The sequence below is a fragment of the Paenibacillus sabinae T27 genome, assembly GCF_000612505.1.
Lineage (GTDB): Bacteria > Bacillota > Bacilli > Paenibacillales > Paenibacillaceae > Paenibacillus_AQ > Paenibacillus_AQ sabinae.
The window spans coordinates 3,663,984-3,686,612 of the sequence record NZ_CP004078.1; the positions used below are offsets into that span (position 1 = coordinate 3,663,984).

The 22,629-nt window shown below is 50.9% G+C and carries 27 protein-coding genes and 1 riboswitch; of the genes, 9 read left to right on the forward strand and 18 right to left on the reverse strand.

The window, feature by feature from the left end:
* The first annotated feature begins 183 nt into the window (after positions 1-183).
* Entirely contained in the window at positions 184-342 is a 159-nt protein-coding gene (locus PSAB_RS25155; RefSeq protein WP_084266549.1) for a DUF1540 domain-containing protein, read from the forward strand.
* A gap of 109 nt (positions 343-451) precedes the next feature.
* Here the strand turns inward: PSAB_RS25155 and metE are convergent, their stop codons facing one another.
* Entirely contained in the window at positions 452-2,752 is a 2,301-nt protein-coding gene (metE, locus tag PSAB_RS16915) for a 5-methyltetrahydropteroyltriglutamate--homocysteine S-methyltransferase (protein WP_025335777.1), read from the reverse strand.
* A gap of 140 nt (positions 2,753-2,892) precedes the next feature.
* A riboswitch (cobalamin riboswitch) is annotated at positions 2,893-3,096 on the reverse strand.
* A 104-nt stretch (positions 3,097-3,200) separates the two neighbouring features.
* Positions 3,201-4,064, reverse strand: a complete 864-nt coding sequence (locus tag PSAB_RS16920) for an undecaprenyl-diphosphate phosphatase (RefSeq protein WP_025335778.1) — start codon at positions 4,062-4,064, stop codon at positions 3,201-3,203.
* Positions 4,065-4,277: 213 nt separating this feature from the next.
* Here PSAB_RS16920 and PSAB_RS16925 point away from each other — a divergent pair, with 213 nt between their 5' ends.
* Positions 4,278-5,108, forward strand: coding sequence for a serine/threonine protein kinase (locus PSAB_RS16925; RefSeq protein ID WP_025335779.1), 831 nt, complete (start codon positions 4,278-4,280; stop codon positions 5,106-5,108).
* Positions 5,109-5,206: 98 nt separating this feature from the next.
* Here the strand turns inward: PSAB_RS16925 and PSAB_RS16930 are convergent, their stop codons facing one another.
* The 3 genes from PSAB_RS16930 to PSAB_RS16940 form a co-directional block, all read right to left on the reverse strand.
* Positions 5,207-5,392: a hypothetical protein gene (locus tag PSAB_RS16930; protein ID WP_025335780.1), complete on the reverse strand. Its 186-nt coding sequence runs from the start codon at positions 5,390-5,392 to the stop codon at positions 5,207-5,209.
* Positions 5,393-5,495: 103 nt separating this feature from the next.
* Positions 5,496-6,182: a YitT family protein gene (locus PSAB_RS16935; protein ID WP_025335781.1), complete on the reverse strand. Its 687-nt coding sequence runs from the start codon at positions 6,180-6,182 to the stop codon at positions 5,496-5,498.
* A 319-nt stretch (positions 6,183-6,501) separates the two neighbouring features.
* Positions 6,502-6,996 (reverse strand): Crp/Fnr family transcriptional regulator, encoded by a 495-nt coding sequence (locus tag PSAB_RS16940; protein WP_025335782.1) that lies wholly within the window; start codon positions 6,994-6,996, stop codon positions 6,502-6,504.
* A 162-nt stretch (positions 6,997-7,158) separates the two neighbouring features.
* On the opposite strand from PSAB_RS16940, the gene PSAB_RS25985 reads away from it, so the two are divergent.
* On the forward strand, positions 7,159-7,326 hold the full coding sequence (locus PSAB_RS25985; RefSeq protein ID WP_193373901.1) for a hypothetical protein: 168 nt from the start codon (positions 7,159-7,161) through the stop codon (positions 7,324-7,326).
* 80 nt (positions 7,327-7,406) lie between these two features.
* On the opposite strand, the gene PSAB_RS16945 is transcribed toward PSAB_RS25985, so the two are convergent.
* Positions 7,407-7,898, reverse strand: coding sequence for a general stress protein (locus PSAB_RS16945; protein ID WP_025335783.1), 492 nt, complete (start codon positions 7,896-7,898; stop codon positions 7,407-7,409).
* Between the two features lie 206 nt (positions 7,899-8,104).
* On the opposite strand from PSAB_RS16945, the gene PSAB_RS16950 reads away from it, so the two are divergent.
* Positions 8,105-9,184: an AI-2E family transporter gene (locus PSAB_RS16950; protein WP_025335784.1), complete on the forward strand. Its 1,080-nt coding sequence runs from the start codon at positions 8,105-8,107 to the stop codon at positions 9,182-9,184.
* Between the two features lie 98 nt (positions 9,185-9,282).
* On the opposite strand, the gene PSAB_RS16955 is transcribed toward PSAB_RS16950, so the two are convergent.
* The 3 genes from PSAB_RS16955 to rnhA form a co-directional block, all read right to left on the reverse strand.
* Positions 9,283-9,687: a hypothetical protein gene (locus PSAB_RS16955; protein WP_025335785.1), complete on the reverse strand. Its 405-nt coding sequence runs from the start codon at positions 9,685-9,687 to the stop codon at positions 9,283-9,285.
* Positions 9,688-9,716: 29 nt separating this feature from the next.
* Positions 9,717-10,385, reverse strand: a complete 669-nt coding sequence (locus tag PSAB_RS16960) for a uracil-DNA glycosylase (protein ID WP_025335786.1) — start codon at positions 10,383-10,385, stop codon at positions 9,717-9,719.
* A gap of 157 nt (positions 10,386-10,542) precedes the next feature.
* Entirely contained in the window at positions 10,543-11,211 is a 669-nt protein-coding gene (gene rnhA, locus PSAB_RS16965; protein ID WP_025335787.1) for a ribonuclease H, read from the reverse strand.
* 449 nt (positions 11,212-11,660) lie between these two features.
* Here rnhA and PSAB_RS16970 point away from each other — a divergent pair, with 449 nt between their 5' ends.
* The 4 genes from PSAB_RS16970 to PSAB_RS16985 all read left to right on the forward strand — a co-directional run bounded on the left by PSAB_RS16970 (position 11,661) and on the right by PSAB_RS16985 (position 14,008).
* Complete coding sequence (locus PSAB_RS16970; protein ID WP_025335788.1) at positions 11,661-11,948, forward strand: hypothetical protein; 288 nt, start codon at positions 11,661-11,663, stop codon at positions 11,946-11,948.
* A gap of 185 nt (positions 11,949-12,133) precedes the next feature.
* Positions 12,134-13,069 (forward strand): aldo/keto reductase, encoded by a 936-nt coding sequence (locus PSAB_RS16975; protein ID WP_025335789.1) that lies wholly within the window; start codon positions 12,134-12,136, stop codon positions 13,067-13,069.
* A gap of 344 nt (positions 13,070-13,413) precedes the next feature.
* On the forward strand, positions 13,414-13,608 hold the full coding sequence (locus tag PSAB_RS16980) for a hypothetical protein (protein WP_025335790.1): 195 nt from the start codon (positions 13,414-13,416) through the stop codon (positions 13,606-13,608).
* A 190-nt stretch (positions 13,609-13,798) separates the two neighbouring features.
* Positions 13,799-14,008, forward strand: a complete 210-nt coding sequence (locus PSAB_RS16985) for a hypothetical protein (RefSeq protein ID WP_038596000.1) — start codon at positions 13,799-13,801, stop codon at positions 14,006-14,008.
* Between the two features lie 54 nt (positions 14,009-14,062).
* Here the strand turns inward: PSAB_RS16985 and PSAB_RS16990 are convergent, their stop codons facing one another.
* The 9 genes from PSAB_RS16990 to PSAB_RS17035 form a co-directional block, all read right to left on the reverse strand.
* Positions 14,063-14,872, reverse strand: coding sequence for a Cof-type HAD-IIB family hydrolase (locus tag PSAB_RS16990; protein WP_025335792.1), 810 nt, complete (start codon positions 14,870-14,872; stop codon positions 14,063-14,065).
* A 144-nt stretch (positions 14,873-15,016) separates the two neighbouring features.
* The gene (locus tag PSAB_RS24650; RefSeq protein ID WP_226991831.1) at positions 15,017-15,880 is read right to left on the reverse strand and encodes a GNAT family N-acetyltransferase; all 864 of its coding nucleotides are present in this window, start codon (positions 15,878-15,880) and stop codon (positions 15,017-15,019) included.
* Positions 15,881-15,910: 30 nt separating this feature from the next.
* Entirely contained in the window at positions 15,911-16,687 is a 777-nt protein-coding gene (locus PSAB_RS17005) for a class I SAM-dependent methyltransferase (protein WP_025335793.1), read from the reverse strand.
* Positions 16,688-16,714: 27 nt separating this feature from the next.
* The gene (locus PSAB_RS26490; RefSeq protein WP_084266552.1) at positions 16,715-17,857 is read right to left on the reverse strand and encodes a GNAT family N-acetyltransferase; all 1,143 of its coding nucleotides are present in this window, start codon (positions 17,855-17,857) and stop codon (positions 16,715-16,717) included.
* A complete protein-coding gene (locus PSAB_RS17015) occupies positions 17,858-18,316 on the reverse strand; it encodes a GNAT family N-acetyltransferase (protein ID WP_025335795.1) in 459 nt (152 codons plus the stop codon).
* A gap of 162 nt (positions 18,317-18,478) precedes the next feature.
* Entirely contained in the window at positions 18,479-19,246 is a 768-nt protein-coding gene (locus tag PSAB_RS17020; protein WP_025335796.1) for a YdcF family protein, read from the reverse strand.
* A 32-nt stretch (positions 19,247-19,278) separates the two neighbouring features.
* Positions 19,279-20,088 carry an aminoglycoside phosphotransferase family protein gene (locus PSAB_RS17025; RefSeq protein WP_226991718.1) on the reverse strand — a complete coding sequence of 270 codons (810 nt, stop codon included), beginning with the start codon at positions 20,086-20,088 and terminating at the stop codon, positions 19,279-19,281.
* 70 nt (positions 20,089-20,158) lie between these two features.
* A complete protein-coding gene (locus PSAB_RS17030; RefSeq protein WP_025335798.1) occupies positions 20,159-20,911 on the reverse strand; it encodes a methyltransferase domain-containing protein in 753 nt (250 codons plus the stop codon).
* 227 nt (positions 20,912-21,138) lie between these two features.
* The gene (locus PSAB_RS17035) at positions 21,139-22,242 is read right to left on the reverse strand and encodes a GerAB/ArcD/ProY family transporter (protein ID WP_025335799.1); all 1,104 of its coding nucleotides are present in this window, start codon (positions 22,240-22,242) and stop codon (positions 21,139-21,141) included.
* A 154-nt stretch (positions 22,243-22,396) separates the two neighbouring features.
* On the opposite strand from PSAB_RS17035, the gene PSAB_RS26650 reads away from it, so the two are divergent.
* Complete coding sequence (locus PSAB_RS26650; protein ID WP_025335800.1) at positions 22,397-22,624, forward strand: YczF family membrane protein; 228 nt, start codon at positions 22,397-22,399, stop codon at positions 22,622-22,624.
* Positions 22,625-22,629 lie beyond the last annotated feature (5 nt).

Sequence of the window (22,629 nt, forward strand, 5' to 3'; positions counted from 1 at the left end):
TTTTTCTGTTCGTCCTTGGCGTTTGATTCCTAGACGATTCCATCCTCTGGAAGGTTGCAGGGGGCGGTATTTTTTCGGCTGAGGAAGTTTTTCTAAAATTTTAAGTATTTTTGTTGCAATCCGGGAATGTGCGGGTATCTAACCAATAAGAACTCTTATTTTCATACAGGGAGGTAAATGCTCATGGCCAAAGATGTGCTGTGCGAAGTGAACACCTGTAGCCACTGGGAAAATGAAAACAAGTGCAACGCCGATTCGATTTTCGTCGCTTTTAACAAGGTGAAGGAAGCGACCCGCGCCGAAGAAACGGATTGTCAGACATTTGAGAAGAAAACAGAGTAACAGGCTGCTCTCTGCTGTTCCTGTCTTTAGGATTTTAAAAAGCTATTGAAAAAGAAAACACCGGGAGACGATTCCCGGTGTTTTCCTGCTTTATTTTATCCCTTACTAGTTACGGCTGGACCGCCCGCGCCTTCTTTCTGGCATTGTCCGCGGCTGCTACCATATTTCGCAGCGATGCCTCTGTCTCGCTCCAGCCCCGCGTCTTCAGCCCGCAGTCCGGATTGATCCAGAACTGCTCCGGATGCAGCACCCGCAGCGCCCGCTCGATGCCGGTCTCCATTTCCTCTACGGACGGAACGCGCGGACTATGGATGTCATATACGCCAAGACCGATGCCCTTGTCATAATCCATTTGCTCAAAGCTCGCAATCAGCTCGCCATGGCTGCGCGACGTCTCGATGGAAATCACGTCCGCATCCATATCGGAGATGGAATCGATCATATCCCCAAATTCGCAATAGCACATATGCGTATGAATTTGCGTCGTATCGCGAACGAGGCTTGTGGAAATACGGAACGCTCTGACAGCCCATTCCAGATATTGCCTGCGATCCTGTTCCTTGAGCGGGAGTCCTTCGCGCACCGCCGGCTCGTCTACCTGGATCATTTCCACGCCGGCGCTTTCCAGGGCCAGTATCTCCTGCCGCAGCGCAAGCGCAATCTGATTGGCCACCTGCTCCCGGCTCAGATCGTCGCGGACGAACGACCAATTCAGAATCGTGACCGGACCGGTGAGCATACCCTTGACCGGAAGCTTCGTCAAAGATTGCGCATAGACGCTTTCCTTGACGGTCATCGGCTCGGTGAAAGCGACGTCGGCATAAATGACCGGCGGCTTGACGCAGCGGGAGCCATAGGACTGCACCCAGCCGTTCCGGGTGAACAGGAAGCCGTCCAGCTTCTCGCCGAAGAACTCCACCATATCGGTGCGTTCGAACTCGCCATGCACCAGAACGTCCAGACCGATCTTCTCTTGAAGCGTGATGGAGTCCGCGATCTGCCGGCGGATAAATTCATCATAGCGTTCCGGGCTCAGCTCGCCCTTGCGCCATTTCAGCCGCGCCTGCCGGACCTCCGGCGTCTGCGGAAAGCTCCCGATCGTCGTTGTCGGCAGCAGCGGCAGCCGCCACTTGTCCTGCTGGCGCTTGGCCCGCTCGGCGTAGACCGTGTTCCTCCGGTCCGTCAGCTCCTCCAGACCGCGTTCAAGCTCCGCCACATCCACGCGGTTTCGCTCCGGCAGCTTGCGGAAAGCATCCAGCGCTGCCTTCGCCCCGGCCCACTGCGCACCGGCCGCTTCCCTGCCTTCAAGTAGCGCCAGCTTCAGTAGCCCAAGCTCTGCCAGCTTCTCGTCGGCGAAGGCCAGCGCATTCCGCACCTCCGGCTTCAGCCGATCCTCGCCCTGCACCGTCACGGGCACATGCAGCAGGCTGCATGACGGCTGCAGAATCAGCTTGCCTTCCGGCACAAGCCGCTCCAGCCTTTCCGCCAGAGCCAGCTTCTCCTCCGGATCGCAGCGCCAAATGCCTCGCCCGTCAATCACACCGGCTCCCAGCGTCTTGTCCTCCGGCCAGCCCAGACGCTCGATTGCTTCGAGATTGGCTTCGCCGCCGTGCACAAAATCAAGACCAAGCCCCTGCACCGGCAGCTTCAGCAGGGCTTCAAGCGGCTGCACCGACTCAAAGTATGTCTGCAGCATGATGCGAAGACCCGGAACCGCGGCATGAAGGGCGCCGTAAATATGGCCCAGCAGTTCAATATCCTCTTCCTGAAGTCCGGTTACGACAGCCGGCTCGTCGATTTGGACCCATGCCGCGCCCTCCTGCTCCAGTTCCTGCAGCAGCTGGACATAGACCGGCAGGAACCGCTCCGCCACGCTGCGGATTTCCGAGAGGGCAAACCCTTTGGAAAGCTTCAGGAACGTATATAATCCGATGACGACAGGCTTGCCGTCAATGCCCGCCTGCGATTTGGCGAACCGGTATGCGGCCAGCGGTTTGTTCTCGGTCAGCACAGGCTGAATATCGCCGATCTCCGGCACAATATAATGATAGTTCGTATTGAACCATTTCGTCATTTCGCATGCCGCCGCCCGGGAATTCCCGCGGGCCATGGCAAAATACAGATCCAGCCCGTCAGGCCCGCCTTCATACCGATAGCGCGGAGGCACAATGCCGAACATGACCGCCGTATCCAGCACATGATCGTAATATGTGAAATCTCCAACGGGTATCAGGTCGATGCCTGCTTCCTGCTGCTTGCGCAGATTGCTGAGCTGAAACTGATCCATTTCCGTCCGAAGCTGCTCCTCATTGATCTTTCCCGCCCAGTAGGCTTCCAGCGCTTTTTTCCATTCCCGGTTGGCTCCGATTCTCGGATATCCGAGATTGCTTGTTATGGCATTCCTTGTCATCTCTTTCGTTCCTCCTCTATGTTCTGAACCTGCAAAATCCCACTAAAAAAGGCGTCCTTCACCCCGGAAGCGCAGGGGGAAAGACGCCTACGTATTTCATTACGTTTGCGATCTTACACCTCCCTATCTCCCGTAGGTACAGCAGTGCGTCGAAACAGGCAGGTCTCCTGGCTGAGGCGTCATCGTCGTCAGCGGCCTTCCCGTCAAGCCCGGGCTGACAGTGGCATAAATGCTGATAGACTCTTCCGTTACAGTGGCGGGACCGCGTCGGCTTTGCACCGAGCTTCCCTTTTAAGCCTCCGGCCTATTTCGGTCCGGTAAGCACCTGTTTCCGTTATTTAAGGTGAATGGTTGCTTGAATATTGAGTACACCATTTATGTTACGGCAAGACTTTGCGGCCCGCAATAGAAGATGGAGGCTCCAGTTATAGCAATACCTGATAACCGGTTAAAAGAAAATAATATAGACGATCGCGGCCAGTACGATTCGGTAGATGGCGAACGGCAGCAATTTGATCCGGTTGATCAGCTTCAGGAAGAACCGCATCGACAGCAGCGCGAACACGAAGGCGCTGATAAATCCGGCAATAAAGAACGGCAGCGCGTCCAGCGTAAAATACTGCCAGTTCTTGAGCAGAGAGATGAAGCTTGCGCCCGCCATGATCGGAACCGCCATAATAAAGGTGAAATCGGCAGCGGCGCGGTGGCTCATGCCCAGAAGGACGCCTCCCGAAATCGTCGAACCGGAACGCGAGAAGCCAGGCCACAGCGAGAAGCACTGAATCAGACCGACTGTAAGCGCCTGCCCGTATGTAATCTGATCAACGGTCTGCACCTTCACACGCTTTGGTGCGAACAAATCCGCGCAGATCATAAATATGGCACCAATCACAAGACCGATCAGCACGGTTGACGTCGAGAAGAGGTACTCATCAATGTAATCCTCGAACAGCATGCCGGCAACACCCGCAGGGAGCAGCCCCGCCAATACCTGTCCTAGCTTTAGACGGCCTGATCCGGGATTTGGGGACGGTTGGCCGTCCGGAACAGGCTCAAGCGCTCCCCGGCTGAAGCGTTTCAGTCCGAGCAGATCGATGAAACGATTTCGGAAGATCACGACGACCGCAAGGATCGAGCCGAGCTGAATGACGACTTTGAACGTATTGGCCGTGTATTTTCCGAGAAACTCCTGGGATTTCAGCCACATATCGTCGACAATAATCATGTGGCCGGTAGAGGACACCGGAGCAAATTCGGTCAGGCCTTCCACCAGACCCAGAATAACGGCTTTGAGAATTGCAAGTAGATCCAAGCTTTCGCCTCCTTAAAAAATGATTTAAAGTTTTATTATTAGTAGCTTAAACATTGCCCGCAGTTTCTGAAACTTGCAAGCCCCATTTCCAGTAAAGAATACCTAACGTCCGCATTTCACCTCATCCTTCAGACTTGAAGTACACTCGGGGAAATGTGCAATAATGAACATAAAGATCACATTATTACGGAAGTAACGTTGGGAGGATATTCATTGTTTGCACGCCTGCGCGCTTTTTTGTCCGCCTGGAGGGATTATCCCCGGGAAGAGGGAGATTGGATCGGTAAGCGGTACAAAGTATTGTCCCGGATTGGAACAGGGAGCTACGGACTGGCATACCGCTGCCTGGACACGGAGGAGAACCGCCAGGTCGCCCTCAAACAGGCAAAGCCGAGCAAACGGGATGTCGGAAAGAAAATGCTTATGCGGGAGCGGGATATTTTGCAGCAGCTGCAGCATCCCTGTATCCCCGCCTTCCGGGATTTTTTTGAGGAACAAGGCTCGGCGTGGCTGGTTACCGACTATATTGAAGGATTTACGCTGGAGCAGCTGATTTTCGAGCAGGGGGTACTGTTCGGAGAAAAAGACACGCTGCGCTTTGCCTTGCAATTGATGGAGCGGGTGAAGCATGTCCATGAGCGGGGCTTTGTCCACCTCGATCTTCGCATTCCGAATGTCATTCTCCGGGGAGAGGAACTATATTTAATCGACTTCGGGCTGGCCCGCCGGATAGGACATGACGGTCCGGTAGACGACAGCGAGCATGGGCTGGATCAGGACGGGCTGCCTAGGAGGATGCCTGCGGTCATCGCCTCCGATTTGCACGATATCGGGCATCTTATGCTCTTCATGCTGTATTCCGGTTACACACCGGTACCGGGAGGCGAAGAACGCAGCTGGTCGGATGAGCTGGAGCTTTCGGCGGATATGCGCCAAATCCTGCTAAGACTTCTGGAGGGAGAAAATCCATATAAGGATTCCGGGGAATTCATCCGGGAATTAGAGCAGGCTTTGTCAGCGTCTGCCCCGGGTTCGGATTCATAATCTAGATGCTCTCCCTCCAAAGCAGAAACGGCTTGCGCCGCCTCATATAGGGCGGCGCAAGCCGTTGACGCAATGCATCTTTTACAACAGTCCGGCGATTAGCTGGAGCTTCCGTACCGGTTCTTGTAGTAGCCGTGCCCGCGTCCGCTGCCGTAGCTGTGTCTGCTGCTTGAGGATCTTCCGTATTGCGGCCGTTTGTGATAGCCGCCGGATGATCCTCTGTGTCTTTCATATTTTGAGTGTCCGACGGAGTGAATGAGTTTGTCGATAAGTTTCCTTAGCATGCTGTCTCCTCCTTTTTTTCGGATACTATCAGCCATCAGTATTGCATCCTTACAATATCCATATACGTAAAAAAAGCCAGCCGGTTTCGGCTGACTTCACGAATTACAATTTTCCCGTAAGGGTTGCGGTCGCTTCCTGCCGGCCTCTCGCTCCAGGCTGAACCCGAAGCTTCTTGCCGCGTTTCGGCTTGCCGAGAGAGGTCGTGAACGTGATCACCTGCCCGGCCACAACCACCGCCATACCGGTATAAACGGTTTCTCTAAGCGGCATGTAGAAGAGCGAAAGCAGCAGCACGGCAATATCCATCATGATAAATACCGTACCTACCTTGATTCCCTTCCATTCACTGATCAGCAGAGATAATATATCGTCTCCGCCGCTAGCGCCTCCGCATCGCAGCACCAGTCCCGAGCCAACTCCTGTGAGCAGGCCGGACAGCAGCGCCGCAAGCGCCAGGTTGCCATGGAAATCAAGGGTCATGCCAGAGTAACGCTCCATTAGTCCATAGAATATGGTAAATGATCCAACGGAAATAAACGTATGGCAGACAAAAGCTTTTCCTTTGAGCATCAGCGCGATCAGCAGAACCGGCACATCAAGCAGCAGCACGGTGACAGAGGGTGACAGGCCCAGAACATACTTGCCGAGGAGCGACAAGCCTACAAACCCGCCTTCAGTGAGATGATTCTGGTAGTTAATATGATAATAAGTAAAGCTAAGCACAAACGTCCCGATCAAATTGACAAGTAATTTTTGCGGCAGTCGTGCACCGCGGATTGCATTCCTCATACCGATTCCCCTTATCGTAATTGGCGGCTAAACGTCCCACCAACCTCTACGACGGGTTGAACCGGAGGTCTTACTCCTTCGCATACCTGTTCCTTCCTTCGTAGAGGTGGTCGGGCGTCTTAGTGACTACACACCTTCTACGGGGAAGCTAAGTATAAGATAGATCATAACGTTTCCAAATCGTCCTTTGGGAATTCGTCCTTCGGGGACACATGGTATCCTGATCCTTTCTCTTATGTTTTTAGTTCTGCAACCATTATAACACGAAAAAGTCTCTTTCTAAACCGTCTGACAAGTCCTTCCAGAAAAAAGGACAAACCTAGCCCCGAAGCAGCCTGTTTACCGTCTCTCTGCGGACCCCGATCAGCTGACCGATCTCCTCCTGGGTAAGCAGTTCAGTCAGCGGAACGCCGTGCGAATAATCATCGAGCCAGCCGCTCAGCAGTTCCAGCCTTTCGGCAGGAGTCCCGACCGTAAGGTGATCCAGACGGGTCTGCATGAACCTGACTTTCTCCTGAAGCAGCAGCGCAATTTCCATCGCCTTGCCGGGTTCCTCCCGTAATTGGCGGTACCATTCCGATGCCGGAATGCTCTCAACCTCGCTTCTCATAAGCGCAGTAGCCGTTCCGTGAGCATCCTTGGGCGATATGAGCGAATGATGGGGCACCGTCTCGCCGGGATACAAAATGTTGAACAGCACGATATTCCCGTTCTCATGCAGCCTTGTCACTTTGAACAGACCGCTCTTCACTTGATATAAATGATGGCAGCTGTCGCCCTGCCGGAATAAAATCTCCCCTTTATGCAGTATCATTGTCTATTCTCCTTTAGCCTAATGGGTTGTCAGTTAGTTCAAGTATAATCAATATTCACCACCCTGCTCAAGGCGTTGGGAAAACGTCTCATTCGCCTATTCCGTCTCCGCCCTTCCCGACATATCTTGAAGCATACGATCTAATAAAGCGGGTGAGAGAAGGTGGCAAGTAAAAACAACAGCCCCCTGGAAGACGAACTGTCCGCAGAAGATTATGCCATCATCGCTGCGGCGCTAACCGCTTTGAGCGATTTCTTCGCTTTCCTGTCCCTCGTAAAAGCCAAGCAAACGACTGAGGTTGAAACAAATAAAAAAAAGAGAAAAACATGAGAACAAGGCTGTCCATCGGTCGTCAGGGCCGAAAAGATAGCCTTGTTTTGGCTTGTTCACCGCTTCTCTCAAGCCTTCTCTCAAGCCGAATCCAAAGGGATCGCATGATGACTCTCGAACAGCTTGTCCAGTTCACTGGCTGTTCCGTTCTCCTCCGGCTCAAGCGCGACAATGACGATCACATGCCCTAGATCCACATGTTCCTCATAGGCCTCGGCGTCTTCTTTCGGAATTCCGATTCCGATCAGTCCCACGGTGATTCCATCCTCTCCCGGATCGTTTCCGAACTCCGCGCCAGCAAGCCTTGGCGCCGCCGGCCCCGCTGCAACCGCCGTATCTGGCAGCATATTCAGTCCGATTGCGATGCCTTTCACCGTACCGAACAATCCGATGCTGCCAGGTCCCTCCTTCGGCTTGGCAATGCCGGTGCCATGGCTAAGCTCGCTGACTGTGCTTTTTTCCTTGGCGAGTACTGAAATTCTCTTGGTTCGTATTCCACTGCCCCGGAGATCCTGAATAGCCATTGAAGCATCCGTCTTGTGTCCGAATATGCCAACGACCAGCTTGGTCATCTGTGTCCCTCCCCTGTTAAGCATGTCCTTGCATTCCTCAACCGCTCAGGGAACCGCCGTTCCTCTCTATTGACCTATTAACTCCGACCGGCAGAATTGAACCCCCGGCCATATGCCCCCGGAAAGCGCTGAATCAAGCGAGGATATTTAGGTTATTAGTTATTAAACTTACATATCAGCCGGTTCATTCTTAGGAGGTGCGGCCATTGCTGCTGCAGAACAAGTTCTTTCGTACCACGCTTGGAATCATTTTTCTACTGCTCATCCTATACTTGGGCTCCAAGGTTATCGCCCTCTTCTCGCCCGTTGCTACCATCGTCAATCTCCTGCTTGTGCCGATGATGCTGTCCGGATTCCTGTACTATTTGCTTCGTCCGCTGGTCAATCATCTGGAAAAAAGAAGGCTTAACCGCTCGGCCGCCATCCTGCTCATCTATCTGGTGTTTATCGGGCTGATCATCATTTTCTGGGTCGCCGTCTGGCCGACGCTGCAGGAGCAGATCCAGAATTTCATCCATAATCTTCCCTATCTCGTTCAGGATGTCCAGAAACAGATCAACCTGCTGCGGGAGAATCCGATGTTTGCGCGGTTCTTCCAGGGTGAATCGGATTTGACGGTACGTCTGACCGAGTATGTGCAGAATGCAGTAACCTGGGTCACCAACTCCCTGAGCAATCTCATCACCGTCATTTCAAATATTGTCGTCGTAGTTGCCACGCTGCCGATTATTCTGTACTACATGCTGAAGGACAGCCACAAGCTGCCCCGCATTCTTGTAGGCCTCGTCCCGCGAAAATACCGCAAGCAGGGCCAGGAGACGCTGGAAGATATCGATTCTGCGCTCAGCAGCTTTATCGTCACGCGGGTGATTCTGAACCTGATTCTGGGCGCCATGCTGTTTATCGGATTCCTTCTGATCGGTCTGCCGTATGCCCTGCTGCTTGCCCTTGTATCGGTGCCGCTCAACTTTATTCCCTATATCGGCGCGATTTTGTCCGCGGTCCCTGTCGTTATCGTGGGATTTATCGAATCTCCCATGACCGCCTTATGGTCTCTCGTAATTGTTATCGTCGCGCAGCAAATCCAGGATAATCTGCTGACGCCGATTATTTACGGCAAATCTCTGGATATCCATCCGCTGACTACGGTCATCATCGTACTCATAGGCGGCGAATTTTACGGCATTATCGGGATATTGATTGCGCTGCCGGTCTATATGACCGCTAAAATTATTTTTCTGCGGATATACGAAATTATTGTTGCGGAGCGGACGGACGAAGTCTGAAAAGCATATTCCCGATTCCAAAAAAGAGTGTATGCAAAAAGAGCCCTGTCTGCCGATTGGCAGTCAGGGCTCTGTGCTGCGATTGACCAACCTTCTCCCTAGCCTCGAAGCGAACGGACGACAAACAAATGCGTTCCCTTGGGCAGCGTTCTTCCGTCTTCCAAGGTGACCGCCCCCTTCGTATGCGAGACAAGAGTCGTATTAAGCGCAATCAGTCTGTCGCCCTTCCATACGGTTACGGCCGATTTGAAATAGACAGCATTATCGAACTGGAGCCGGTCCTTCATGATATAGCCGACCGAATACAGCACCGGAGGGAGCGCCCGTTCTTTGGGTGCCAGCGCCTTGATCATCGCGATATCGCGAATGGGAACGGCAATCTCCTGATGACCGATAATGACGCGTCCCGCGGCGCTGTCCCACCTGCGAAGCACCCCTCTCATCGAAGCATACTCAGGCTCCCGCAGATATACAATCACCGGCTTGCCTACCCAATGTCTCATGTCAAAGCCCCCTTCCTGCCATATCTGTCCTATAAGCTCGGTATGGACCAGTCGATTGGTGCCAGACCGTGATCGTTCAGAAATTCATTCGTCCTTGAGAACGGACGGCTTCCGAGGAAGCCCCGATGAGCCGAGAACGGGCTCGGATGGGGCGATTGGATCACTTTATGACGGCTCTGGTCAATACATGCGCCCTTCTGCTGGGCATGGCTGCCCCATAAAATAAAGACCAGCGGCGTGTCCCTCTCATTCAGCTTCTCCATAATGGCGTCCGTAAACCTCTCCCAGCCCATTCCTTTATGCGAATTGGGCTGACCTTCGCGCACGGTCAGCACCGCATTGAGCATCAGCACTCCCTGCTCCGCCCAGTGCAGCAATGAACCGTGATTTGGAATGCCGGCTCCCGTATCGCTAGCCAGCTCCGTATAAATATTGCGCAGCGACGGCGGAATTTTCACTCCGGGCATAACCGAAAAGCTGAGCCCGTGAGCCTGTCCAGACCCGTGGTAAGGGTCCTGCCCCAGAATAACGACCCTGGTCCCGCTGTAGGACGTCAGCTTCAATGCTGAGAACAGCAGCTCCTTCGGCGGATAGACCTTATACTGCTTAAATTCTCTCGCCAGTGAATAGCGCAGCTCCTGAAAATAAGGCTTCTCCGTCTCATCATGCAGCACCTCGTCCCAATCGTTGCCAAACATATGCAAGTTCCCCTTCCGCATCTCCTCTATGATGAATAGTATACATGCCCTATTTTCTATTAACCACTCTGGCGGTTCCTTTGACCAAGACGTGCAACACCTTCCGTTTCAAGCGCCATGGCTCCGGAAATCGCAGTCCGTGGAAAGGCGGTCTTTATTATTTTCTTCCGTAATCCGCCTTGATCTCTCCCCAGAGCCGGGTCTGCCACTTCAGCACCTTGTTAGCATATGTATTCGTCCGAAGCCAGTTCTCCGCGCGGTCAATCATTCTCCAGATCTCCTCCGTCGTATGATCGCGGGGAAGCGTGGTCGAAACCTTTTTCTCCCTAACCCATTTCATCGCATTGACCGAATCGCTGTACACCGTCTTGCTGCTGCCTTCTTTCTTTAAAAGCGCAAGCGCATGCACGATCGCCAGAAACTCTCCGAGATTATTCGTGCCTTTGCTGACCGGACCGCAGGAGAAGATGACCTCGCCCGTCCGCGTATCCACCCCTTTGTATTCGACCGGCCCGGGATTCCCTCTTGTTCCCACATCGACCGAAATACTGTCGTAGTCAATAGCTTCCGATTCTGTCTGCGTTCCCGGTCTCTTGGAGGAATTGCGTCCCTGGGCCCCTGCGCCTGAACCGCTTTTTCCGGGTCCCGTCTGTCCCCAGTTCCCTTTCCATCCTCCCCGGAACGCTTCCTCCGCCGCTTGTTTCGACTCATAGGATTTGTATTTCGCTCCCGTGAACTGGTCCGTCTGCTGCTTGCATTCCGCCCAGGTCGCGTAAACCCCCGGCTTCCGGCCCTCCCAGACCACATAATATTTCTGCTTTGCCATGATGTAGACTCCTTCCTGTCAGCTTAAGGTCCCGCTTAGTCCCAAGATTCCATTATTGCTCCATAGTAAATGACAAATGAGTAATACACAACAGGAAAAGCCCCTGCAAACGATGTCGTCCCTGCGGATGATTCGACAAGCCTCCCTTTTTTCTTGAAGGCCGAACGCAATATGTCGATTGACAGCCGGATAGACCCGATTCATATGTTAAATTTAAAATATGAAGCGGAAGGTAAACGATTAACCAGACGACAAATATGCATCGTTTCAGGACTATCAGACTATTTTTTGGATTCGTATTTTTCCGACAAAAACATCTCTTCACTCCCGCTGTTAGTTCCGGTATCATACTCTATATACAGTACGAAAGCATACACTTTCTAATCCGGCACCATGTATCTGCAGGATGAATGAAAGGGGTGCAACCATTCATTTTAGGAGGGGCGGCTATGGTTCTCTTATTGCACAACAGTACCGCAGAAAGACTGGAACATTTATCCAATGATGTACAATCGATTAACGATGAGGCGCGCAAGGCTTCGTACGAAATGAGCGTTATCAGGAAAGCCTCCGATTCCGGTTATGAATGGGAGGTCACGGTTTACGGGAGAAAGGTATGCGTCAGATCGGAAGATATTTTCAAGATTCAGAGAAATCGCTTGGATTTAAGTATTAAAGACATTTTTAAAGAGATCGTCGCCTGGAAATTGAAAGCGTTGTCCATAATGCAATCCTAGCCACATTCGGGCGTACATCCATACCAATAAGCACTAATTGCAATTTAACACACGCGGCAGCCCTTCCCGGTTTCGGGAGGGGCTGTTCTTGCGTTTGTGCCAAATGCCGAGCGCCGAAATTACCATAACTTAACTCCTTCTGTTATACTTAATAAGTAACTATAAAAAAGGAGATGAATCTTTCAATGCCTGACAAACAGCAGCTTGGACGTACTGACCTTTATGTTACGCCTATCGGACTTGGAACCAATGCAGTGGGCGGGCATAACCTGTTCCAGAATCTGAACGAAGAAACGGGCAAGCAGCTCGTACTCACCGCCCTGGAGCATGGCATTGATTTTCTGGATACCGCCTATATATACGGACCTGAACGGTCGGAACAGCTGATTGGTGGAGTGCTTAAGGAGAAGGGCGGCCGGGATAAAATCGTGATTGCGACCAAAGGCGCGCATAAACCGGTCGGCGGTGAGATGATCTTAGACAACTCTCCGGCCTTTCTTGAGGCTTCGGTAGATGCCAGCCTGAAGCGGCTGCAAACGGACTACATCGATCTGTACTACATTCACTTCCCTGACGAAAATACGCCCAAGGACGAAGCCGTCGGCGCGCTTCAGCGCCTGAAGGAAGCCGGCAAAATCCGGGCGATCGGCGTCTCCAACTTCACCATCGACCAGCTCCGCGATGGGAACAAAAACGGTTATGTGGACGTCATCCAATCGGAATACAGCCTGCTCTCGCGGCAAGCCGAGAAGGATCTGCTTCCTTATGCCAAAGAACACGGCATTTCTTTTATTCCGTATTTCCCGCTGGCCTCCGGGCTTCTCGCCGGCAAATATGACCGAAACGCAACCTTTAACGATATTCGCTCGAATAATCCGCTGTTTGCCGGCGAGGCTTTTGTCCGCAATCTGGAGAAAGTGGACCAGCTCCGCGGAATCGCCAAGTCGAAGAATACGGAAGTCGCCAATCTGGTTCTCGCCTGGTATCTGACCCGGGACGAAATCGATGCGCTCATTCCTGGCGCCAAGAAGCCCGAACAGGTTGTCGCCAACCTCAAAACGCTGGACGTCAAACTAAGCGCGGAGGAAATCGCCGTAATCGACAGCATTTTCCGCGATTGATTAAGGTATATCAGCCGCTCTCATCCTAAGTTTGCCGCCTGCACTGTATGTCAACGGACGTCGGTCGGGAAATGGTGGGCTGGCCGATGAAACGGAATTCCTCCCTCTTATTTACCTAAAAACGGCTAAAACAGGGCGTGGAATGGAATTTCTCCGGTTTATTCAGGCGATTTTACCGAAACCATTGGAAAACGGAGAAATAAACCGGAGTTTTTCCCGCTTATCGGTCCGGACAGCCTTTTTTTCAAAAATAAGGGGGACATTTTCCCGTTCGTGTGTTACATAAAAGGGCCGGTTTAACCATAACCTAATCAGCGGACCTGTGCAGAAAGGAATGAGACAGCATGGAGGATGAGAGCAGGCTGACAGACCCCAAGGGAAGCGGCGTAGAGCCGATTCCTGATCCCGACAGCCCTCAGGCGAACAGAGAAGGATCGACCGGCAAGGTGGAAGATATCGTCGGCGGCATTATGGACAATGTGGAGGAAAGTCTGACCGGGAACCGTGATTCACACGCGGGAGGCAGAGACAAGGCATAAAGCAGCGATGTATGAAAAAGCAGCGGATCAGACGCTATTTCCAGCGCCGGCCGCTGTTTTATTTTTCTGTCCTTTTTTTCATAAATGTGACCAATATGAAAACCCATTGAAACTTTCAAAACAGCGATGTATAATTTAGCAAATTAACGCGTTCCAATGAGGTAGTCCATAAATAATAGGAGGGAAAATCATGCCTTACACCATTATGAAAAACGCCGAATTTTTCACCGCGGCACTTTCGCAGAAGTATGTATTTGCTCTGAAGATCGGTCCGGACGGCATGTATTCCCGCGTAGGCGCCGGTCTTGTCCAAATGTTCTCCGATGAGTATGTCCGTCTTAAAAATTTTGACGGGTCGGTTGTCCTATACTCCAGATCGGACACCAAGTTTCAGCACTAGGTACTTCAATTCGCATTGAAGTACCTAGTATGGAAAAGAGCGAACTACCGCCTTCTAAATAAACTCCCCGTCATTCACTATTGTGGTCAAAAGGTATTTTTCGAGCACCAACGCTACGCCATCCTCATCGTTACTTGCAGTAACCTCTTGCGCCATGGCTTTGAGAGGGGCAACTGCATTACCCATAGCAACAGAATATCCGCTAATTTCAGATAGGCCGACATCATTATAATCATCTCCAAAGGCTATAACCTTTTCCAGAGAAATTCCAAATTTTTCACATAAGAATCGAACGGCTTGCTCCTTTGAAGCTTCCTTAGACATGATCTGCAGCAGTGTACCATTATCGGTGACAATCATATTCAGGGCTGAACCGAATCTCTCGAGCAGAAACTTGTAATCCGGAAGACCGCTGATGAGAATCTTGGTTGCGTCATATTGGCGTAATTCTTCCATCGTCTTCAGAACAGGCATTCCCCGGACATTTTTAATTACGGAATCATCCACTTCACGCAGACTAAACCATTCATCCTGAACTTCCATCCCAATAACAATACCTGGATGGCAATCCGCGCAAATATCTAACAGCTCTCTCGATAATGAAGAGGGGATTGAATAATGGGCGTTAACATTCGATTGTACGCAGCTCACCATAGCACCGTTGTAAAAGACAAAGGAACCTATATCATAGAGATTATTGGGTAGCATCCGTTTGACCGTTCTCGGCGGCCGTGCTGTTGCAAAAATAATTTGCATTCCCCTGTGATGGCAGGCAAGGATGGCTTTCAGATTTCTGTCCGAAACCTTCTTCTCCGAATTTAACAGGGTTCCATCAAGATCAAGTACGATTGCGTCAATGTTCATTTCCGCCTCCTGGGCTCTGTTGCCGAGGGCATTAACAGAAAATTCCGAGCCGCTTTGACTCTCAGATATTGATCATATTCCAGCATTGGCATACAGTTCATCCGAGATATTTTTACTTAAACCCTACTTACTACTTCTCAAACGTTAAACACAGTCTCTATTGACCCATCTCATCCCCGGCGCCGCCTCGGGCCGCTCCTCAAACCCGAACTTTTTGTAAAAATCCGCCTTATGAGCCGCCGCAAACAATTGAACCATCGGAATCTCCTGCTCTTTGCACTTCTTCAGCAATCTTTTAAGAATACCGCTGCCGATCCCCCTGCCCTGTTCATCTGGCACAATGATCAGATCGCAGATCAAAGCGTGAACAACCCCATCCGAGATTACGCGGCCCATTCCAACCAACCGATTTCCCTTAAAAGCCGAAACAACGAACCAACTCTGGCGGAGAGCCGCTTCAAGCCGTTCGTTTCCCTTATCCGTTATTCCCTGCCAGCCCGCGCTTTCCACTAATTGGATAAATTCGTCCCCTGCCGGTGTGTGCTCGCGATATGTGAAAGGCTGCAAGTCCTTGGACATGATAATATCCGTACCGAACTCTTCCGATTCGATCATCCGAACGCGACGGTACCCCATTTTTCCGTAAAAATGCTCAGCCGTCAGACTGCTGGGAACTTGAAGAACATGGACGCCGCTATTCCAAGCCGCCTGTTCCAAGTATTGAATTAGGGAACGCCCCACTCCCCCGCCATGATAATTCATATTCACAAAAACGGTGTACAGTGTATCTCCATCCAGACTTGCGGTGCCAATAACCTTCTCGCCTTCCACGGCAACGATCATGGTTCTGGCTAATGATATTTGCATGATGTACTCCGGCATGAAGAGACCGGCCATTCTTTGAATGACCTGTTCGGGATAATCGCGGCTGTTCACCTTGAGCAGATTCTCCCTGATGAGGGCCGACACCTCCTCACTGTCTTGCGGACGGAAATCCCGTATGGCCATAGCGCTCACTGTTTGCACCTCCGGCAACTGTTATTCTTTAACCGCGATCCAAATGGACCAGCGATCCTGCTCATGGATGGGGCGGGCGCCAGTCAGCTTCTGTCCGATAAAATCCACCAGCTCCGAAAGCTCGTCATCGGTTAGTTCAAATAGCAGAGATCTTCCCGTCCGGCCCAGCAAATCCTGCCTCAACTGTCCGAAATCCTCATAGCTTCTTCTGGTTTCCCAGAAAGAGAGCTCAGTGATCAGGCGGAACCCGTTCTGCCGCAAAGCGTCGATTACATCATGACTATAGTGACGTCTCTGAATCTCGTGCTCAAGCAGTTTTGGATATTTCTCAAAAAAATACCCGCGGATATGGCTTGGACTTCCCGCAAGTGAACAATCTTCCGGCGTCCGGTCCTGGATAATGAATGTCCCGCCTGCCTTTAACACTCTATGTGCTTCTCGAAAGCAAGCGGCCAAGTCCTTAATATGATGAATTAATGCCCGTTCCAGCAACATATCGTACTGTCCATCTTTGAGACCCGTATCAAGCGCGCTCCCTTGAGCAAAGGCGATATTTGGAATATCTCTGCAATTTTCCGCCGCTCCGTCCAGCATTTCCGCAGAAAAATCCATCCCTGTCACATACACAGCCCCGGATTGCGCCAGTTCCTTCGTGTAAATCCCGCCGCCGCAGCCAAGATCCAGCACCCGTTTCCCTTGAAGCCGGACATGCTTCGCTATCGTCTGAATCCATTTAGCTGACGCCTCTCTGGAGGCATAGGTCGATTGATTTTTCTGATCGTGAAAGTCGATAGGCATCCTTATTGCCGCCTTTCCGCAATCTTTTTACAAATGCTTCCGAAACCCCTCCACACTCTCTTCCTTATAGCCCAGATGCTCATAGAGCTTATGCGCTTCTTTCCGCTGCCCGCCCGATACGAAAATGATATACGAGCAGTCTCTGGACCGCGCCGTCTGCTCGATTTCCAGCATCAGTCTTCTGCCAATCCCCTGTCTTCTGAAACGGCTGGCAACGACAACATTCTCGATAACCATAAAAGGCCTGCATTCTCCCACCAGATCCTGACAGATAATCCCCATCAGCGAGCCGGCTAACACTTCACCATGAAAAGCGCCCAGCAAAATATATCGTTCATCCTGCTCCAGCGATTCAAAAGCTTCTGCCAGCTTGGCATCATTGGTCTTTCTCTCCATCAGTTCCTCATATAAGCCGCTTAAACCGGGCAAGTGATCTCGGTCGATTCGTTGAATGGAAATCACACTCTGCCTGCCTTTTTCGTTTGAAGCAAAAGCTTCATGCAGTTCCTGTACGGTATGTATGCAATACGTCGGGGCAATAGCTTCCATCTCAGCCTCGCTGCCGTACCCGTACAAAACACCAATCGACGATATCCCGTTGTTATGCGCTCCGATAATGTCATGCTTCCGGTCCCCGATCATTACCGTGTCTGCTGTGTTCAGATTTTCTTGTTCAATAATATACCGGATGATTTCGCTTTTATCGGACAATGTACCGTCCAGGTTGCTTCCCACCACCGCATGAAAAAAATGCTCCAGCTCAAAATGCTTCAAAATCTTCTCGGCAAACACAAGCGGCTTGGAAGTCGCAACAATCAGAACGGCCTGCTGCTGAGTCAGCATAGTTAATAGTTCGGGAATCCCGGGGTAAAGCTGATTTTCGAAAATCCCCTTATCCGCAAAATACTCCCGGTAATACTGCACGGCCTGCCACGCATCTTCCTCGGAAAAATTGTAAAATTCCTTAAACGAATGAGTCAGCGGAGGCCCGATGAACGGCTCTAACCGGTCCAGATTGTCTTCGATAATACCGAACTTTGCAAGCGCGTACTGCACGGACTTTGTTATGCCGATCTTCGGGTCCGTCAGCGTTCCGTCCAGATCAAATAAAATATGCGAAAAATTCAAAAGCTCACCTTCTCTATCCGGATTACCTTCTTGTACTGTCACTTATATTCTCTTCTCAAAACATAGGCTGGACGGACAATCCGCGTATTCACCGAACCGTTCAATCTCGCCGTAGCCGTTTTTCTTATAGAATCCAACGGCCTCTGTCTGCAGATCCCCCGTTTCCAGCTTGATTCCCTTATATCCCTGACTGGCCGCCTCTTCTTCCAGCCTATGCACAATCTTCCCTGCAATCCCCTTGTTCCGGCACTCCGGTTCCACGAAGAAACGTTTCAGCTCCACATGGTCCTCGTCCAGCTTCTTGATCGCTCCGCATCCTACAGGCCGCGAGTCCAGATAAGCAACGATAAAATAGATATCATTCACGTAAGGATCTTCGAAATCGACCAGATAGACTTCCTCCGGCGGGTAGAGCTCAAACAGATAACCGTCAAGCTGTGAAATCAGCTGGGCCAAATCCGAATTATCCGGTGCTACTTGTACCAGTTCAATATTTTGCATGTGTATTCTCTCCTTATGATCTGTTCAAAAAAGCTTGAATCCATTGTACCCCGCCAAGCCCAATTGAAAAAGACAACAAGTTCGGACAAAAAGCTTCCCCTTTTTGGCGCTTGAGCCGCATGCTAAAAAATCAATTTGGGTAGTGCAAATCTGCGCTCCTCACTACTTGTTCCCCTTAAACGCCACAGCCAGTGAACCGATGTATTCCTTCAAAACGCCCCCAACCGTTTCGATCGCTCCGGGGCTGGGCGCCAGCTTTCCCGCATACCATGCCGCAGCAGATACGGCGCTCGCATGATAATCGGTCGGGTACGGCTGGACCGTAAGTCCGGCCCGCCGGAACTCGGCAACCGCCCGCGGCATATGAAAAGCCGAGGTAATCAGGACCGGGCGGCTCAGCCCGTGTTCCTTGAGCAGCGCGGCCGTGTATTCGGCATTCTGCGCCGTGTTCAGCGAGCGATTCTCTGCGATGATGTTCTGCTCGGCTACTCCCAGCCCGATCAGCTGCCTGCGGGCAATATAGGCTTCGTTGCCGCTGTCAGCGAACACCTGTCCACCGCTGAACAGCACCGGCAGTCCGGTCTGGCGGTGCAGCCGTACCGCTGTGATCAGCCGGTTCGCCGCCGAGCCGCCTAAATTGCCCTCGCCGTCCACATCGGGGGTGCCCTGGGTGGCTCCTCCCCCGAGCACGACCAGACAATCGCCCTGCACCTGCGCCGGGGGCGAGTATTTCGATTCCAGCGTCCGCATCAACGGGTCGGAGATCAGCGGAATCGAAGACAAATAGAGAAGCAGCGTTACGGTAAGCAGCAATGCTGCGAAGCCGCGCTGTTTTTTCCATAGCATCCACAATGCCAGAAGCGTCAGAAGCAGGACAAAGATTCCCGGAGGAAGCACGAAGCTGTAAATAAATTTGATGACATAGATCAATAGAATCCTCTCCTTTTCTGAAGTGATGAGTCTTAGGTCGCCGCAGCCAAGTTTGCTCTAATGATCGATACGAGTTTGATTTTTTCCTCCTGCGGGATTCCTTCGGTCAATCTGGCCGCGGCTGTCGGCAATATCCACTCCTCAATCGCTGCATGGTCATGACCGGTTATGCGAAGGTACTCTTTAAGGTAGGCTGCCTTCAGCTTGTTTCTTAGGAATTGAGCCAATACCTTGATGGGGGCCGGTGTGCCATCAGGCATCGAACCTATGCTGAGCAAAATCACCGATCTCGCGACGTCACCGGCAGGATTTCCCGACACCCCCGTCATCCAGTCAAGGACCCGGCAGCTTCCGTCCAACATCACGTTGTCCGGATGAAAGTCGCCGTGGCACAGCCGATTCCCGTCAGGCAGCACTTCCGTGTAACGAATAATTCGGGCCTTCTCCTGTTCGGTAAGGAGCGGAGCGTTCCTTATATTTTCATAGAGCATCTTCTTCTGTTTCCGGTTTAATTCAGCGGCATTAAAAGCATGGATTTCCGCGTGCAGATTAGCCAGCAGCTTAGCATATTTATTGACAGTCCAAGGTTTCTTCGTGAGAAGTGCAAGCAAAGAAGCGCCTGAAATGCGCTGGAAAACCAATCCGTTCCTGCCCTCCAGTTCAATAGGTCCAAAAGGCTCCGGAGTTCGAATGCCCAGCGAATAAGCCAACTGGCTGACCCTGAGCTCCTGATGGATTGCCTCCGCAGGAAAATCCTTTTTATAAAGCTTGATTATTCTTCCATCAGAATGTTCAAAAATATCGGCGGTTCTCCCTTGCCCAATCCGGCTCATCTCATTCATCTGGCCGTCTTCTCACTCCCTTCCTCTTCCCGGAGCCTGTGAAAACTTTCAATCGCCAGTAGCATCCCGTTCATTTCGTGGCAACGATATGCGTGAATATCGCAATCTCCCGATAAGGGCTCCGGCATCCAAGTTCAAACTCCAGCTCCATCGCCTGGCGGTGCCAATCTTCATCTTGCTTGATATCGTTATCCGCTATGTACCCGTAGACATTATGAATACCAAATCGCATGACTGACCCATATCCCGCTTCTCTCAACCATTCGGATAGCTGTTCAAAAGAATATGTCATTATATCGGTCTGAATGATTGCGCTATATTCTTTATTGCTTTCCATTCCCGCCAGAGCACTGTCCGGATCTTTGTTAATGATCGCCTTTTTCATCACTTTGGCCGCCGGATTGTGCGCGATTAGCGACAAATATCCTTTTTCCTGCTGATGAGCACCGATTTTCTCAATAAATAGCTTCGGGTCTTCCGTATATTCCAATATATTGTGGCAAAAAATCCATTCATAGGTTCCCAGCCCATCCGCCAGATTCTCAAAAGAGCCGCATGTAAATTGAGCACCTGATCCCTGCCCCGTCGCTATCTCAATCATGGATTTGGTCGGATCAATACCCGTAACCTTATGCCCTCGCCTTGCGTATTCATGGCTGGAAATGCCGAAACCGCAGCCGATATCCAAAACTGACATCCCAGTCCGGGTCATAAACCGGTCGATCTGCGTCCATGCCGTTTCATAGAACAACCGCCCCCATGGCATCCTTGTATAGTTCAGGTACTGCTCAAGCGTGTTCGAAAAGGCTTCTGATTTGTTCATCTATGCCTCCATCATACTTTTTTTCGAGCGGCAAACGTTATCCATTGGCCTCTGAATAAATTTGTTCATTTGCCAGCCCGCCTTTGCATTTCTTCTATGCCTAGCAAATAAGATTTCTAACTATTGGATATTCTGATAATACCTTCGCATTGCAGCGTTGACAAGCCGCCGAAACTTTCAATTAATACAGCACAATTAGACTAATATTCGAGTTTCCCTTCGTTCCGCTACTTCAACCTGTAAAGCCCGAATCTTTTGCGTATCCAGTGGGTTACAAACAAGATGGAGGGAATGACCGCGCAGACAGTAGTTAAAATATATTGTTGTACAACTCTCCCTTCTTCCAGATGTCTGGTATAGCTCTCCGTGCTGATGAGGGAGATCAACAGCATGACCACTCCGACAGGTACAGCCAATTTCCGGGGCTCCTTCACCTTGAACAGATCCGCAGCAACGACCATGGCGGCGTAACAGTAAACCGTCACTTTGAAAAAGATGCAGATGATCAAGTCCAGTATCACAAACGCATCCAATCTCTGGATAAAATCAGCCACATTTACGAGTGAAATGGTTGTAAACAACGGGAAGTTGGTTCTTTGGTATATCTCCTCTCCAAGCACCGACATTTCGATCGCATGCGTAAAACTCAACAACAGCGCGCTTAATATGAGGGCAGCAAGCCCTGAATTCCTGGCGGATTGACCTTTTCCGAGAAAGGGCAGGATGGTTGTGACTAACATGAGTTCCCCGAATGGAAACATCCATATGTTCGGATACGCTGAAGCAAGGGCCTCCTTCAAGTCCTTAATATTCAGAGGAAATAAATTTTGGAAATCCATAAGTCCCGATGCAATAATAATTGAATTACTGATTACACCGATCACAACAATCACAAGGAAATAGATTTCCGCTGTTCTGGCAAACACTTCTATTCCTTTGCTTAATACATACACAACAGCAACAATCATAATTGCGTTAATGATCAGGATGGGTGTCTTGTCATATGAGGCCGCGAGCAGCAGATATCCCGCTTCCGCCAAATTTCTTGAGCCGCTAAACATAAAGAACGGTACGTACAGCAGACTTATTGTCCAGCCGATCCATTTGCCCAGAATCTTTTGCATTAACCCGCTCAGGATCAGATTGGGAAATTGGCGGTACAAATGAGCATAAATCAAATATAATACTACACCTCCAGGGAGGGCCAGCAGGATGGACAACCATACGGCGTGTCCGCTTTCAAGGCCGACTGGAACTACAAGCGCCGTGCCCAGCTCAAACAGGACAATCAAGGAAACTAATTGTTTAGAACTGATGACTTCTTTTCTCATAAACGCCTCACCCGACCCTATCTTTAAATTCAATCCTCAAAGCGCCCCCGCAAATGACAAGGCGTTATGGACTAGGGGTACTTGCGAAGGGCAATACTATTTTTGTTTCCGTTCGGAAATCGGCTCTTTAAATCCATACCAAAGGGGTTATCTGATGAAAATCCTTCTTCTGTATGTACTTCTTTGCTTTTTGGGCTTGTCAATGACCGTCTTTGTAGATCTTATCTCCGGTATGAGTCTTTTCTCTACCCTTCAGTCCCTACGTACCACTTTACGTACCGCGAATTCAATGGAAACCACAGCCATGGCGCTTTTTTTCTCAGCACCGTTTATAGTAGTCATAGTGGATTCATTAACAAACAAAAAGAGGCAAAAAAAATGACGATG